Origin of the sequence: Pseudomonas sp. SGAir0191 (genome assembly GCF_002812565.2) — a bacterium.
Classification (GTDB): Bacteria; Pseudomonadota; Gammaproteobacteria; order Pseudomonadales; family Pseudomonadaceae; genus Aquipseudomonas; species Aquipseudomonas parafulva_B.
Window position 1 is genome coordinate 358428 of record NZ_CP025035.2, and the last position, 14559, is coordinate 372986.

At 62.5% G+C, this 14559-nt stretch carries 13 protein-coding genes and 2 pseudogenes; 5 read left to right on the plus strand and 10 right to left on the minus strand.

Annotated elements, in window-relative coordinates; translation table 11 throughout:
- The first annotated feature begins 152 nt into the window (after positions 1-152).
- The 5 genes from CWR53_RS01545 (at position 153) to CWR53_RS01565 (ending at position 7284) form a co-directional block, all read left to right on the plus strand.
- Positions 153-1874 carry a glucan biosynthesis protein G gene (locus tag CWR53_RS01545; RefSeq protein ID WP_219995117.1) on the plus strand — a complete coding sequence of 574 codons (1722 nt, stop codon included), beginning with the start codon at positions 153-155 and terminating at the stop codon, positions 1872-1874.
- Positions 1867-4440 carry a glucans biosynthesis glucosyltransferase MdoH gene (gene mdoH / locus CWR53_RS01550; RefSeq protein ID WP_058604275.1) on the plus strand — a complete coding sequence of 858 codons (2574 nt, stop codon included), beginning with the start codon at positions 1867-1869 and terminating at the stop codon, positions 4438-4440. Before CWR53_RS01545 ends, mdoH begins: the two co-directional genes overlap by 8 nt.
- Before the next feature lie 242 nt (positions 4441-4682).
- Positions 4683-5483 carry a transporter substrate-binding domain-containing protein gene (locus tag CWR53_RS01555; protein ID WP_023533017.1) on the plus strand — a complete coding sequence of 267 codons (801 nt, stop codon included), beginning with the start codon at positions 4683-4685 and terminating at the stop codon, positions 5481-5483.
- Between the two features lie 111 nt (positions 5484-5594).
- Positions 5595-6557, plus strand: coding sequence for an amino acid ABC transporter permease (locus CWR53_RS01560; RefSeq protein ID WP_100850641.1), 963 nt, complete (start codon positions 5595-5597; stop codon positions 6555-6557).
- A complete protein-coding gene (locus tag CWR53_RS01565; protein WP_027914052.1) occupies positions 6550-7284 on the plus strand; it encodes an amino acid ABC transporter ATP-binding protein in 735 nt (244 codons plus the stop codon). The genes CWR53_RS01560 and CWR53_RS01565 overlap by 8 nt, the downstream gene beginning before the upstream one ends.
- 69 nt (positions 7285-7353) lie before the next feature.
- Here CWR53_RS01565 and CWR53_RS23375 read toward each other — a convergent pair whose 3' ends face one another.
- From CWR53_RS23375 to hisI, 10 genes and pseudogenes are all read right to left on the minus strand, one after another.
- Entirely contained in the window at positions 7354-8247 is an 894-nt protein-coding gene (locus tag CWR53_RS23375) for a methyl-accepting chemotaxis protein (RefSeq protein ID WP_371923610.1), read from the minus strand.
- Between the two features lie 9 nt (positions 8248-8256).
- A pseudogene (locus CWR53_RS23380) lies at positions 8257-9354 on the minus strand (methyl-accepting chemotaxis protein); the annotation flags it as partial.
- Positions 9355-9576: 222 nt separating this feature from the next.
- Entirely contained in the window at positions 9577-10449 is an 873-nt protein-coding gene (locus tag CWR53_RS23385; protein ID WP_371921578.1) for a methyl-accepting chemotaxis protein, read from the minus strand.
- A 30-nt stretch (positions 10450-10479) separates the two neighbouring features.
- Positions 10480-11493, minus strand: a pseudogene (locus tag CWR53_RS23390) (methyl-accepting chemotaxis protein); the annotation flags it as partial.
- A gap of 98 nt (positions 11494-11591) precedes the next feature.
- On the minus strand, positions 11592-12299 hold the full coding sequence (locus CWR53_RS01580) for a 16S rRNA (uracil(1498)-N(3))-methyltransferase (RefSeq protein WP_100850644.1): 708 nt from the start codon (positions 12297-12299) through the stop codon (positions 11592-11594).
- Positions 12296-13084, minus strand: coding sequence for a twin-arginine translocase subunit TatC (gene tatC / locus CWR53_RS01585; protein WP_058604281.1), 789 nt, complete (start codon positions 13082-13084; stop codon positions 12296-12298). The genes CWR53_RS01580 and tatC overlap by 4 nt, the downstream gene beginning before the upstream one ends.
- Entirely contained in the window at positions 13081-13470 is a 390-nt protein-coding gene (gene tatB / locus CWR53_RS01590; RefSeq protein WP_058604282.1) for a Sec-independent protein translocase protein TatB, read from the minus strand. Before tatB ends, tatC begins: the two co-directional genes overlap by 4 nt.
- A gap of 3 nt (positions 13471-13473) precedes the next feature.
- Positions 13474-13755, minus strand: a complete 282-nt coding sequence (locus tag CWR53_RS01595) for a twin-arginine translocase TatA/TatE family subunit (protein WP_023533071.1) — start codon at positions 13753-13755, stop codon at positions 13474-13476.
- 54 nt (positions 13756-13809) lie between these two features.
- Positions 13810-14145, minus strand: a complete 336-nt coding sequence (locus CWR53_RS01600; protein ID WP_100850645.1) for a phosphoribosyl-ATP diphosphatase — start codon at positions 14143-14145, stop codon at positions 13810-13812.
- Position 14146: 1 nt separating this feature from the next.
- A complete protein-coding gene (gene hisI / locus CWR53_RS01605) occupies positions 14147-14539 on the minus strand; it encodes a phosphoribosyl-AMP cyclohydrolase (RefSeq protein WP_058604283.1) in 393 nt (130 codons plus the stop codon).
- Positions 14540-14559 lie beyond the last annotated feature (20 nt).

Here is a 14559-nt window from a genome sequence, read left to right on the forward strand (position 1 = left end):
CTGCGTTCGCAGGCCCGTTTCACTCTGACTCGAGCATTGTCCGTAGCCGTTTGGGGAATCATTACGCCCTTACGGGGTCCGAACAGTGCTCGCCAACCCGGCATTTGTCGCTGGCCGTTGGTTTCATGATCTGTTTTCGGCGAGGGTTGCTCGTGATTGTTAGTCCCCAAAAAGCATCAAGAATCCCCGGCGTCAGGCTACGCAAGGCGCTGATGGCCAGCATGGCAATCGTTGGCCTGATGAGCGCGGGCCAGCTGTGGGCATTCAATCTTGACGATGTTGCCGCCAAGGCAAAGGATCTGGCCGGCCAGAAGTACGAAGCGCCCAAAAGCAACCTGCCGGCCGTGTTCCGCGACATGAAGTTCGCGGACTACCAGAAAATCCATTTCCTGCAGGAAAAGGCCGAGTGGGCCAACGACAAGACGCCGTTCAAGCTGTCGTTCTACCACCAGGGCATGCATTTCGATACGCCGGTGAAAATCAACGAAGTCACCGCCACCAAGGTCCAGGAAATCAAGTACGACCCGAGCCGCTTCGAGTTCGGCGACGTGCCGCATGATGCCGATGCCACCAAGAACCTGGGCTATGCGGGCTTCCGCGTGCTGTACCCGATCAACAAGGCCGACAAGCAGGACGAAATCATGACCCTGCTTGGCGCCAGCTATTTCCGCGTCGTTGGCAAGGGCCATGTCTATGGCCTGTCGGCCCGTGGCTTGGCCATCGACACGGCGCTGCCCTCGGGCGAAGAATTCCCACGGTTCACCGAGTTCTGGGTCGAGAAGCCGCAGCCGGCCGACAAGCACCTGGTGATCTACGCGCTGCTGGACTCGCCGCGCTCAACCGGTGCCTACAAGCTCACCCTGCGTCCTGGCAACGACACGGTCGTTGACGTGCAGTCGCGCGTGTACCTGCGCGATCACGTCAGCCGCCTGGGCGTAGCGCCGTTGACCAGCATGTACCTGTTCGGCCCGAACCAGCCGTCCAAGGTCCTCAACTACCGCCCAGCGCTGCACGATTCCGAAGGCTTGTCCATCCATGCCGGCAACGGCGAGTGGCTGTGGCGCCCGCTGAACAACCCTAAGCATCTGTCGGTCAGCAACTTCAGCGTCGAGAACCCGCGCGGGTTTGGTCTGATGCAGCGCCAGCGCGCCTTCAGCGACTATGAAGACCTGGACGATAACTACCAGAAGCGCCCAAGTGCCTGGATCGAACCCAAAGGCGACTGGGGCAAGGGTACCGTCGACCTGGTGGAGATCCCGACGGCCGACGAAACCAACGACAACATCGTTGCCTTCTGGAGCCCGGAAAAGCTGCCCGAGCCTGGCGAAGCGGCCGAGTTCGCCTACCGCCTGCACTGGACCATTGACGAGCCCAAGTTCCAGGCGCCTGAGTTGGGCTGGGTCAAGCAGACCCTGCGCTCCACCGGTGACGTCAAGCAGTCCAACCTGATCCGCCAGCCTGATGGCAGCGTGGCGTTCCTGGTCGACTTCGCAGGCCCGGCCCTGGCCGCCTTGCCTGAAGACACCCCGGTGCGCAGCCAGATCAGCGTGGGCGACAACAGTGAGGTGGTCGAGAACAACCTGCGCTACAACCCTGAAACCAAGGGCTGGCGCCTGACTCTGCGCCTGAAGGTCAAGGAAGCCAACAAGTCGACTGAAATGCGTGCAGCGCTGGTACGTGATGTGCCGGTAGAGGCGCCAGCGCCTGCCAAGGACGCCAAGCAGGACAAGGCGTCTGCCAAGCATGCCAAGGCCGAGAAGACCGTCAAGGCCGAACAACCTGCCGCCGACGCGGCGCCCACTGCCGGGGCTGCGGCCACCACCGAAAAGGTGCTGACCGAAACCTGGACCTATCAGTTGCCTGCCGATGAGTAATCCGAGCCCAAGGCCGGTATCGCTTGGCGAATACCTGGCCCACCTTCCACTGAGCGATGAGCAGCGCGCGGAACTTGCCACTTGCACATCGTTCAGCGAACTGCACCAGCGCCTGGCGGCCACCTCGCCCGCCAGCCCAGCCGAGGCCGTGCAGGCCTCGGTGGGCTCGCGCCTGACGGTCGGCACTGCGGGCGAACTGGAAGAGGCCGAAATGCTCGGTGTGGACGGTAACGGGCGCCTTTGCCTGAAGATCGCGCCGCCCATCACGCGTACCAAGGTCGTGCCCGAACCATGGCGTACCAATCTGCTGGTGCGGGCATGGCGGCGCCTGACCGGGCGTACCAACGTACCGCAGCCACCCAAGCGTGAGTTGCCGGCGGCCCGCTGGCGCACGGTCGGTTCGATCCGCCGATACATCCTGTTGGCACTGATGATCGGGCAGACCTTGGTCGCTGGCTGGTACATGAAGAGCATCCTGCCCTACCAGGGCTGGTCGTTTGTCGATCTGGACGAAATCTTCGCCCAGCCGATCTGGGATACGGTGGTGCAGGTATGGCCGTACGCCTTGCAGACGTCCATCCTGATTCTCTTCGGGATTCTGTTCTGCTGGGTGTCGGCCGGCTTCTGGACAGCCCTGATGGGCTTCCTCGAGCTGCTGACCGGGCGCGACAAGTACAAGATTTCCGGCAGCAGTGCCGGCAACGAACCCATCGCGCCAGACGCACGGACCGCGCTGGTCATGCCGATCTGCAACGAAGACGTGCCGCGGGTGTTCGCAGGCCTGCGTGCAACGTTCGAGTCGGTGGCAGCCAGCGGTAACCTGGACCGCTTCGACTTCTTTGTGCTCAGCGACACCAACGACACCGACATTGCCGTTGCCGAGCAGCAGGCATGGTTGGACGTGTGCCGTGAAACCAAGGGGTTCGGCCGTATCTTCTACCGCCGTCGCCGGCGTCGGGTGAAGCGCAAGAGCGGTAACCTCGACGACTTCTGCCGCCGCTGGGGCAGCGAGTACAAGTACATGGTGGTGCTGGACGCCGACAGCGTCATGAGCGGCGAATGCCTGAGCAGCCTGGTGCGCCTGATGGAGGCCAACCCTGATGCCGGCATCATCCAGACCGGGCCCAAGGCGTCGGGTATGGATACCCTGTATGCACGCATGCAGCAGTTCGCCACGCGCGTATACGGCCCATTGTTCACGGCCGGCCTGCATTTCTGGCAGCTGGGCGAGTCGCACTACTGGGGGCACAATGCGATCATCCGCATGAAGCCGTTCATCGAACACTGCGCATTGGCGCCATTGCCAGGCAAGGGTGCGTTCGCTGGGGCCATTCTCTCCCACGATTTCGTCGAAGCCGCACTCATGCGCCGTGCCGGTTGGGGAGTGTGGATCGCCTATGACTTGCCGGGCAGCTACGAGGAACTGCCGCCCAACCTGCTCGACGAACTCAAGCGCGACCGTCGCTGGTGCCATGGCAACCTGATGAACTTCCGGCTGTTCCTGGTCAAGGGCATGCACCCGGTGCACCGTGCCGTGTTCCTGACGGGCGTCATGTCCTACCTGTCTGCGCCGTTGTGGTTCCTGTTCCTGGTGCTGTCGACCGCGTTGCTGGCGACCAACACCTTGATGGAGCCCCAGTACTTCATCGAGCCGTACCAGCTGTACCCGCTGTGGCCTCAATGGCACCCGGAAAAAGCCGTGGCGTTGTTCTCCACCACCATCGTGCTGCTGTTCCTGCCCAAACTGCTCAGCGTCATCCTGATCTGGGCCAAGGGCGCGGTGGAGTACGGTGGGCGGATCAAGGTCACCTTGTCGATGCTCATGGAAATGCTGTTCTCCATGTTGCTGGCTCCGGTGCGCATGATCTTCCACACCCGCTTCGTGCTGGCCGCGTTTCTGGGCTGGGCCGCCACCTGGAACTCCCCTCAGCGCGACGATGACTCCACGCCCTGGAGCGAGGCGGTCAAGCGCCATGGTCCGCAAACCTTGCTGGGCGTGGCATGGGCAGGCCTGGTGGCGTGGCTGAACCCCAGCTTCCTGTGGTGGCTGACGCCGATCGTGGGCTCGTTGATGCTGTCCATCCCGGTCTCGGTCATTTCCAGCCGTACCCGCCTGGGTCTGGCCGCCAAGGACGAGAAGCTGTTCCTGATTCCTGAGGAGTACGCCACGCCGCAGGAGCTGCTGGCCACGGACCAGTACACCCACGAGAACCGCTGGCACGCCCTGCGCGACGGTTTTGTGCGCGCTGTGGTGGACCCGCGGCAGAATGCCCTGGCGTGCGCCATGGCCACTGCCCGGCACGGTCAGGCAGCACCCATCGAGGCCATGCGGGCCGAACGCATCGCCAAAGCCCTGGAAGTCGGCCCCCATGGGCTCGACCTGGGCACGCGCCTGGCATTGCTGAGCGATCCCGTAGCGCTGACCCGCCTGCACGACCAGGTGTGGTCGCAGCAGCACGCGGCATGGATCGATGCCTGGCGCGCTTCGATCAAGAGCGACCCGCATTCGCCGTTGTTGCCGCTGCATCCTGAACAGGAAGGCCAACCGGCGCTCGCAGGCTCTTGACCTGCGCCATACGCGGGTCAGCCCGTTCTGACCTGCCCTGCAGCCGAAGCTTGCAGGGTCAGACCGGAGCGGGTTGGCCCGCGCCGCTTTCGCCCTTCGGGCCGATTTAGGCCAACAAAGTCCCCCCCGATGCTATATCGCCAGCGCGCCATGCGTTAGCATCCCTCTCCGACAGCTCACGGCGGCCTGCAAGGCCGTACCAATAAGAAAACGCGCTACTTCTACTTTCAGGGGACTTGGTGATGTTCAAGAAATACCTTTCGCGGCTGCTGGTGGGCATGACCGCTCTGGTGGCGGTGTCCGCTGCCCAGGCCGGAGCCATCGACGAGGCCGTCAAGCGTGGCACGCTGCGTGTGGGCATGGACCCGACCTACATGCCGTTCCAGATGACCAACAAGCGTGGCGAGATCATCGGTTTCGAGGTCGACATCCTCAAGGCCATGGCCAAGTCGATGGGCGTCAAGTTCGAAGCGGTATCCACCGCTTATGACGGCATCATTCCCGCCCTGCTGACCGACAAGTTCGACATGATCGGCAGCGGCATGACCCTGACCCAGGAGCGCAACCTGCGCCTGAACTTCAGCGAGCCCTTCATCGTCGTGGGCCAGACCCTGCTGATCCGCAAGGACCTGGCCGGCGAGATCAAGTCGTACAAGGACCTGAACAACGAGAAGTATCGCCTGACCTCCAAGCTGGGCACCACTGGCGAGATGGTGTCCAAGAAGCTGATCGGCAAGGCCAAGTACCACGGCTATGACAATGAGCAGGAAGCGGTCATGGATGTGGTCAACGGCAAGGCGGACGCCTTCGTCTATGACGCGCCCTACAACGTAGTGGCCGTTGAGAAGGCCGGTGCTGGCAAGCTGCTGTTCCTCGAAGAACCCTTCACCTACGAGCCGCTGGCCTTCGGCCTGAAGAAAGGCGACTACGACAGCATCAACTTCATCAACAACTTCCTGCACCAGATCAAGCATGACGGGACCTACGATCGTATTCACGACAAGTGGTTCAAGAACAAGGACTGGCTCAAGGACATGGAATAAAAGGCAACTTCAGGCCGCAAGCTGCAGGCCGCAGCCAGTGACCGACCTTACAGGGTCGGCCATAGGCTGCGGCTTGTGGCTTGCGGCCTGCCGTTTTCCGGAGTATCCAACGTGATCAAACACAAGAAGGCCCAGTGGCCCTGGCATGGGTTGACTGCACTGGTCCTGGTAGGCCTGGCCGTCAGCCTGTACATGGCCACCTCGATGATTTCCTACGAATGGCGCTGGAACCGCGTCCCTCAGTATTTCGCCTACCAGGCCGAGGACGTACAGCGCGCGACCGACTATGGCACCGTGCAGGAAGTCGTCATCACAGGGGATAAAGCCCGCGTCACCTTGAAGGATGAAAGCGGGGCGCTTCAGGTCCTGGACGTGGCCAAGGACAGCCTGCAACTGAGCCGCGGCGACGATGTGGCCGAAGGGGACCAGATAGGGGTAACCCGGCACTGGGCCGCAGGTCCACTGGCCTGGGGGTTGTGGACCACACTGTGGATTTCGGTGGTTTCCGGTGCGCTGGGGCTGCTGATCGGGCTGGTTGCCGGCCTGTGCCGGTTGTCGACCAACCCGACGCTGCGTGACCTGTCGACGGTCTATGTCGAGCTGGTACGCGGCACGCCGTTGCTGGTTCAGATCTTCATCTTCTACTTCTTCATCGGCACAGTCCTGAACCTGTCGCGGGAGTTCGCTGGTGTAGCCGCCCTGGCGCTGTTCACAGGCGCCTATGTGGCGGAAATCGTGCGTGCCGGCGTGCAGTCCATCGCCAAGGGGCAGAACGAAGCTGCGCGCTCGCTGGGCCTCAATGCCGGGCAGTCGATGCGTCATGTGATTCTGCCCCAGGCGTTCAAGCGTGTACTGCCACCGTTGGCCGGTCAGTTCATCAGCCTGGTCAAGGACACGTCGCTGGTGTCGGTGATCGCCATTACCGAACTGACGAAAAGCGGACGAGAAGCCATCACCACGTCGTTCTCGACCTTCGAGATCTGGTTCTGCGTGGCAGGTTTGTACCTGCTGATCAACCTGCCGCTGTCGCATATCGCCAGCCGGCTCGAGCGGAGGCTTGCGCAAAGTGATTGAAGTCCGTGACCTGCTCAAGGTATTCGACACCCGTGGCCATGTGGTGCGGGCAGTCGACAACGTCACCACGCACGTGGCAAAAGGCGAAGTGGTCGTGGTCCTCGGCCCGTCGGGCTCGGGCAAGTCGACCTTCTTGCGTTGCCTCAACGGCCTGGAGCACTTCGACGAGGGCCATGTGGCCATCGCCGGCCTGGATCTGGCGCACCCCAAGACCGACATCAACGCCTACCGCCGTGAAGTCGGCATGGTGTTCCAGCATTTCAACCTGTTCCCGCACATGACCGTGCTGGAAAACCTGTGCCTGGCGCAGAAGGTGGTGCGCAAGCGCAGCAAGGCCGATCGCGAAGCCAAGGCCCGGGCTTTGTTGCAGAAGGTGGGGATCGCGGAGAAAGCCAACGAGTATCCGTCGCGGTTGTCGGGCGGTCAGCAGCAACGGGTCGCGATTGCCCGCGCGTTGGCCATGGACCCGAAAGTGATGCTGTTCGACGAGCCCACCTCGGCGCTGGACCCGGAAATGGTAGGGGAGGTGCTGGATGTGATGAAGACCCTGGCCCTGGAGGGCATGACCATGGTCTGCGTCACCCACGAAATGGGCTTTGCCCGTGAAGTGGCCGACCGCGTGCTGTTCTTCGACCATGGCAAGCTGCTGGAAGACTCACCGCCCGCCGAGTTCTTCGCCGCCCCGAAAGACCCGCGTGCGCAGGCATTTTTGCGGCAAGTGCTCTGAACGTGAAGGCTACCCACCCGCAGTGGGTAGCCTTCGGATTGTGAGCTACAGGGCTCCCAAGCCAAGCGCTCAGATGTTGAACCGCCTTACCATACCCCGCAGCTGCTGCCCCAACTGTTCCAGCTCACCACTGGATGCTGCAGTCTGTTCGCTGGCTGCACTGGTCTGATCGGACGCATCACGCACATTCAACACGCTGCGATTGATCTGTTCGGCCACCACGCTCTGCTGTTCGCTGGCAGTGGCAATCTGCTGGTTCATACCCTGGATGCTCGAGACCGTCCCGGTGATCTGGCTCAGCGCATCGCCTGCCCTGCGGCTCAATTCCACGCTTTGCTCGGTAAGGTTCTTGCTGCTGTCCAGCAAGCGCGTAACTTCGTCGGTGCCGTTGTGCAGGCTGTCGATCAGTTGACCGATTTCTTCCGTGGCGGTAGAGGTGCGTTGGGCCAGGCCGCGCACTTCATCGGCCACTACCGCGAAGCCCCGCCCGGCTTCACCTGCCCGTGCCGCCTCGATCGCGGCGTTGAGTGCCAGCAGGTTGGTCTGTTCGGAGACAGACTTGATCACGTCCAGAATACTGCCGATGCGCTGACTCTCGCCGGCCAGGTGCTGCATGGCTGCCAGGCAATGGTCCATCTGCCCGGACAACTGTTCGATACGCCCAATGGCTTCGGTCACCACCTGATCGCCCACCTGCGCCTGCTGGTCGGCATTGGTGGCGGCCATCGATGCCTGCTCTGCATTTTGCGCCACCTCCTGGACCGTGGCGCTCATCTGGTTCATGGCAGTGGCAACCTGGTCGGTCTCCTCTCGCTGCTGGCTGATGCGCACCTTGGTGTCTTCGCTGCTGGAGGCCAGCTGCGACGCGGCTTGCGAGAGTTGCCCGACACCGTGGTCGATGCCGCCGATCAGTTCGCGCAAGCTTATTGTCATTTCACGCATGCTGGCCTGCAGCTTGCCCATCTCATCGCGGCGCTGCACCGGCTCGAGCTGGCTCAGGTCCCCTTTGGCGATACGCGCAGCCACCTCCAGGGTCTGGCGCAGCGGTTGAGTGATCTGCAATGTGATCAGCCACCCGGCGACCACGCCGACCAACAGCGCCAGCAGTGCCACGGTGGTCAACAGCGAGCGGGCGGCCAGTGCTTCCCTGTCGCGTTGTTCGACCTTGCGCTTGCCAAGTTCCAGGCTCACCGAGCGTAACTCGTCGCCGCGGCGCTCCATGGTGTTCTGCAGTTGCTCGGCCTTGACGGCGACTTGGCGGTACTGATCCAAGGTGGCACGGTATCGGGCCAATTCGGTGCCTGGTTGCTCGATCACGGCGCGCGGCAGCCCGAGAGGCGCCAGGCCTTTGACCAGCTGAGCCAGGCTAGTGCTTGCGGCCTCCAAGGCGCTTTCACCGACCTTGGCGAAGTCTTCGACAGGGGAGAAAGTGTAGGCCGGTACCAGGCTCTGCTGGTTGGCGCTCTCCACATGCCGGCTCAGGGTGTCCATCATGCCCAGCACGTTGGTCTGCTGCCCATCGGCAGGCATCTTCAACAGGGCCTGGGTTTCAAGTTCATCGATGGCTGCGCTGAGCTTCTGCTCCTGGACGAGCAAGGCCTGGCGCAAATTGACGCGGCTGGTGGCAGTGCGCTGCAGCTCAGTGAAGTCATCGCGCAATTGCTGCAGCAAACCCAGCTTTTCGGTGAGCATCTGCCGTGATTCTTCGACATTGCTGCGCTGCTGAAGGGTAGTGAGCATATCGCTCAGCTGTTCGAGTATGCGGCCGATCCGCGTCTTGCTCTGCTCATCGTCGAGCACACGGTACGTGATGCGCTCGGCGCGCAGGTCCTTGGTCAGGTCATTGATTTCGCCAATTTCACTCAATTGCTGCGAGCGAACGATGGCGCCGTCCAGGGCGCGCCAGCCACTGATCGTAGTGACCAGCGTGAGCAGCAGCACCACGGCGAAACCAAGGGCCAACTTGGCGGCGACGCTGATGTTGCCGAGCTTGCGGTTAAGGTAACCGAGCATGGGGATTCTCCGTGCAAGTGGAAGGAATGAAGAGCACGCGCAATACGTGCAAGCCATCCCTGCCCATCGGCGGAGGACGTGTAGGACTTGACCTGAAATCCATGTAGGAAAATTCGGAGCGGTCAGTCAGATCTTTTTCGGTTACGCAGCTATAACGGCAATGCCCGGTACGCGCCTATTCAAGCCACCTGCGTGCGCACAAAGAGGCTGCGTGCGAGCCTCATTCTGAATGCGCCTATTGACCGGCATGGTCATTGACCGCGCCGAAAGAGCTGCCCGTCAGAGCTTGAAACGCCCCACCAACCCCTGCAAGTGAGTGCCCAGGCGGGCCAGCTCGACACTGGAGCTGGCAGTCTGCTCGCTGGCCGCCGAGGTCTGGTCTGAAATGTCCCGTACGTTGATCACGCTGCGGTTGATCTCTTCGGCCACCGCCGTTTGCTCCTCGGCTGCCGTGGCGATCTGCTGGTTCATCGCCTGGATGGACGAGACCGTACGGGTGATGTTTTCCAGCGAGCTGCCTGCACGGCGGGTCAGTTCGACAGTGCTGTCGGTGAGTTGCCGGCTGCTGTCCATCACGCTCGCTGCGCGCTGGGTGCCGCTTTGCAGGCCGGCGATCAGTTCCTCGATCTCCTCGGTGGATTGCTGCGTGCGTTGCGCCAGGCTGCGCACTTCGTCAGCCACCACTGCAAACCCGCGTCCGGCCTCGCCTGCACGGGCCGCTTCGATCGCCGCGTTGAGCGCCAGCAGGTTGGTCTGCTGGGCCACCGACTTGATCACATCCAGCACGCTACCGATCTTGTCGCTTTCACCCTTGAGCTGGCTCATGGCTTCGCTGGAGTTGGCCACCTCGCTGGCCAGCCGCTCGATCTGCGCCACCGCTTCGCTGACCACACGATCGCCCTCACGGGCCTGCTGGTCGGCCATGACGGCTGCCTCCGAGGCCTGCTCGGCGTTACGTGCCACGTCGTGAACGGTCGCCGTCATCTGGTTCATCGCCGTGGCAACCTGGTCAGTCTCCACCTTCTGGTTGGTAACCCCTGCGCTGGTCTGCTCGGTCACTGCCGAGAGCTCTTCGGCAGCACTGGCAATCTGGGTTACGCCATCGCCTATGCCACCAATCAGGTCGCGCAGGCCTTGGGTCATGCGCTGCATGCTGGCCTGCAACTGGCCAAGCTCGTCTCGACGCAGCGAAGGCTCATGCAGGGTGAGATCGCCGCTGGCCACCCGTTCAGCCCCACGCAGCGCCTCGCGCAGCGGCAGGATGATCTGGCGGGTGATCACCCAGGCTGCCAGCAGGCCCAGCAAGACGGCCAGGCCCGTGGCCAACCCCAGCAACGCCTTTGCCTGGGCGGCTGCGGTGTCCCGCACCTGGGTCTGCGAAGTGGTCATGGCCTGGCTGGTCTGCATCAAGGTCACGCCTTGGTCGGCCATCTGCTGCAACGCCTGGGCGCTGGCGCTCTGCGCTTCGCCGAACTGCATCACGGCGTCGCGGTAACCGCCCATGGCGGTACTGGCGTCGGTCAAGCCGGCGGCGAATTCGGCAGGCAGCTTGGCGGGCAGCCCTCGCAACTCCTCCAGCGCCTGGTCGATGGCCTTGAGTGCCGTCTGCTGATAGTCGGCGTTGCCGCTGTAGGTATAACCACGCACCTGGAATCGCGCTTGCTGGAGCAGGCTGTTGACGGTGACGGCATATTGGTACTGGGTGATATCGCCCGCTTGAAGCAGGCGCTGCTGGACCCGGCCCACCAGTTCGACGGCCTTGTCCGCGCTGTCCCCCAACACGCCACGGCTGGCCTCGCGCCGTAAGTTCGACTGTTTGAGCTGCGCGAAGGCTTGCTGATAGGCCGCTACCGCATCGCGCTGCTGTTCGAGGCGCTGATGATCGGCGGGTTCGTCGATCTGGCCAAGCATCAGCTGAACCTGACGGTCCAGGGTGCCAAGCGCCTTCTCCATCTCGCCGATCGAGGCTTCGTCGCGCTGGCGCTCATAATGCTGGCGGGCAATGCGCAGTTCCTGGGCGTATTGCTGGATGATCGAGATGTTGCCCAGCTTGTCACCCCTGGCCGTGATGCTGTTCATGCCGTGCCACCCGGTCAGGGTGATGATCAGCGTCAGCAGCAACACCAGGCCGAAGCCCAGCGCCAGTTTGCGGGTCACACTCACGTTGCCCAAAAGCTGGGTTAACCATCGATTCATAGAAACTCCCTGGCGGCTTGGCAGCACGATTTAGTTGTTGTTGCCAATGGCATCGGCCAGGGAAACGGAAACTTGATGGGTAAAAGCTGACCGGTTCGTCAGAATATACGTGAGAGCAAGGCCGTGACGGCCGTTTCCACCCGCAGGATGCGTGCACCGAGCTGCACCGGGGCCAAACCCGCTTTGCCCAGCAGATCCACCTCGTAGGGGATCCACCCGCCTTCCGGGCCAATGGCCAGGGTGACTGCCTGTTCTACCGCGCGAGGGCAGGCGGGATAGTCGCCTGGGTGACCGACCAGCCCAAGGGTGCCTTCGGCGATGGCAGGCAGACGGTCCTCGACGAAGGGTTTGAAGCGTTTTTCGATGATGACTTCCGGCAGCACCGTGTCACGTGCCTGTTCCAGACCCAGGATCAGGTTTTCACGGATGACGTCGGGCTGAAGGAAGGGGGTTTGCCAGAAGCTCTTTTCCACCTTGTAGCTGTTAAGCAGGATCAGGCGCGGCACCCCAAGGGTGGCGACGGTCTGGAACAGCCTGCGCAGCATCTTGGGCCGTGGCACCGCCAGCACCAGGGTCAACGGCAGCTTGGCCGGTGGCGCCTGATCGAAGCTGACGTGAAGCTCGGCCTCATGGCGCTCCAGGCGCTGCACCGTCGCCTGGCCCATCAGGCCGTTGATGCGGCCAACGCGCAACGTGTCACCGACGGCGACCCCGTGCACATCCTGCATATGGACGAAACGACGATCAGCCAATACAACCCGGTCAGCCGCGATGAAATCGGCCTCCTCCAGCAGCAGCAGGTTCACGGCTGCGTCGCGGGTGGTTGGTCTTGATGATCATCGGCAGGCTGTTCGTCGCTGCCACGCTTGCGAATCAGGCTGCCGCACAGCACGCCGACCTCGAACAGTAGCCACATGGGGACGGCCAACAGGGTCTGGGAGAAGATGTCCGGGGGCGTCAGCACCATGCCCACAACGAAGCAGCCAATGATCACGTAGGGGCGGATCTTCTTCAGGTACTTCACATCGACCACGCCGATCCAGACCAGCAGCACCACGGCCACCGGAATCTCGAAGGCTACGCCGAAGGCGAAGAACAACGTCATCACGAAGTCCAGGTAGCTGGCGATGTCGGTCATCATCGATACGCCTTCAGGCGTTGCGCTGGCGAAGAAGCCAAAGATCAACGGGAAGACCAGAAAATAGGCAAAGGCCATGCCGGCATAGAACAGCACGATGCTCGACATCAGCAGGGGTATGGCGATGCGCTTTTCATGACGGTACAGGCCTGGTGCGATGAAGCCCCAGATCTGCTGCAGGATGAAGGGGATCGCCAGGAACAGCGAAACGATCATGGTCAGCTTGAACGGCGTCAGGAAGGGCGAGGCCACGTCAGTGGCGATCATGGTCGCATTGGCGGGCAGATGATCACGCAGCGGCGCCGAGACCAGGGTGTAGATCTGCTGGGCGAAGGAAAACAACCCGGCAAAGATCAGGAAGATGACGGCAACGCAACGCAGCAGGCGGGTGCGCAGTTCGGTCAGGTGCGAAACCAGCGGCATGGGCTGGTCGTGTTCCGGATTCTCGCTCATGGGGCTCGCGGCGGCTCGGGCGCTACAGGGGTAGGGTGCGCAGTGGCAGGGGCAGTTACATCGGTTTCAGCTGGCGTGGTTGGCAGGCCAGCAGGGGGCTGCACGGTGGCCGTGGTCACCGGAGGCTGGGCAGGCGGCGCATTGGGGTTGAGGATGCGCTTGGCCTGCTCTTCCATGTGCATGATGTGCTCGTTGTGCAGCTGGCGGCGGATGTCATCGGCGCCGATTTCGCGTTCGACTTCCATCTTGATGCTGTTGAAGCTGCGTTTGAGCCGGCCGATCCACAAGCCCGCCGTGCGGGCGGCGCCCGGCAGGCGCTCGGGGCCGAGCACCAGCAGGGCGACGAGGCCGACGAGCAGCAGCTCGCCGAAACTGATGCCGAACATAAGTCAGTCTTTCCGCTGCGGCTCTTGGACCGGTTGGGCCTGGCCTTCGATGGTATGGCCCTGGCTGGCCTGGGCAGTGGTCTGCACCGGTTGCACAGGGGGTACGGGCTGGGCCGGAGGAGGGGTAGGTTCAGCCGGCTTGGTTTCTTCTTCGTTCATGGCCTTGCGAAAGCCCTTGATCGATTCGCCCAGGTCGCTGCCGAGGTTCTTCAGCTTCTTGGTGCCGAACACCAGCACCACCACGACCAGTAGGACGATCCAGTGTTTCCAGTCAAAGATACCCATTACGTACTCCCGAAAATTGTGTGAAGGTCACCGGGCGTCAGCCCTGAACATACATCAGGCCGGAGGCTGGCGGGCGGCTTTTTCGTCATGGCCCGACAACCCGAAGCGCCGGTCGAGCTCGTCGAGCACGGCTTGCGGGTGCTGACCCAGGGCGCTGAGCATCACCAGGCTGTGAAACCACAGGTCGGCCGTTTCATAGATGACGTCGCTGCAGTCCTTGCTGAGCGCAGCATCCTTGGCGGCAATGATGGTTTCAACCGACTCTTCGCCGAGCTTTTCCAGAATCTTGTTGAGGCCCTTGTGGTACAGGCTGGCCACATAGGAGCTGTCCGGCGCCGCCTGCTTGCGTTCTTCGAGCACGGCGGCCAGCCGGTTGAGGGTGTCGCTCATGTCAGTGTCCTGCGTCGTAGATGGCGTGCGGGTCTTTCAGGACCGGGTCGACGGTGGCCCATTGGCCGTCTGCGTAGACGCGGTAGAAGCAGCTTTCCCGGCCGGTATGGCAGGCGATGTGGCCCACCTGCTCGACCATGAGGATGATCACGTCGGCGTCGCAGTCCAGGCGCATTTCGTGAAGCTTTTGCACATGGCCCGACTCCTCGCCCTTGCGCCACAGTTTACCGCGCGAGCGCGACCAGTAGATGGCGCGTTGCTCGGTAGCGGTCAATGCCAGTGCTTCACGGTTCATCCACGCCATCATCAGCACGCGTCCGGTCTTGTGGTCCTGGGCGATGGCCGGCACCAGGCCATCGCTGTTCCACTTGATCTCGTCCAGCCAGTCTTTCATCGTCGACTCCAAAACGGGCC

Bases quoted from the DNA above. Each gene is read 5' to 3' on its own strand.
- mdoH (WP_058604275.1), top strand. From the start codon at position 1,867: ATGAGTAATCCGAGCCCAAGGCCGGTATCGCTTGGCGAATACCTGGCC.
- CWR53_RS01555 (WP_023533017.1), top strand. From the start codon at position 4,683: ATGTTCAAGAAATACCTTTCGCGGCTGCTGGTGGGCATGACCGCTCTG.
- CWR53_RS23375 (WP_371923610.1), bottom strand. From the start codon at position 8,247: ATGGGCAAGCTGCAGGCCAGCATGCGTGAAATGACAATAAGCTTGCGC.
- CWR53_RS23385 (WP_371921578.1), bottom strand. From the start codon at position 10,449: ATGCAGCGCATGACCCAAGGCCTGCGCGACCTGATTGGTGGCATAGGC.
- tatC (WP_058604281.1), bottom strand. From the start codon at position 13,084: ATGAGCGAGAATCCGGAACACGACCAGCCCATGCCGCTGGTTTCGCAC.
- tatB (WP_058604282.1), bottom strand. From the start codon at position 13,470: ATGTTCGGCATCAGTTTCGGCGAGCTGCTGCTCGTCGGCCTCGTCGCC.
- CWR53_RS01595 (WP_023533071.1), bottom strand. From the start codon at position 13,755: ATGGGTATCTTTGACTGGAAACACTGGATCGTCCTACTGGTCGTGGTG.
- CWR53_RS01600 (WP_100850645.1), bottom strand. From the start codon at position 14,145: ATGAGCGACACCCTCAACCGGCTGGCCGCCGTGCTCGAAGAACGCAAG.
- hisI (WP_058604283.1), bottom strand. From the start codon at position 14,539: ATGAAAGACTGGCTGGACGAGATCAAGTGGAACAGCGATGGCCTGGTG.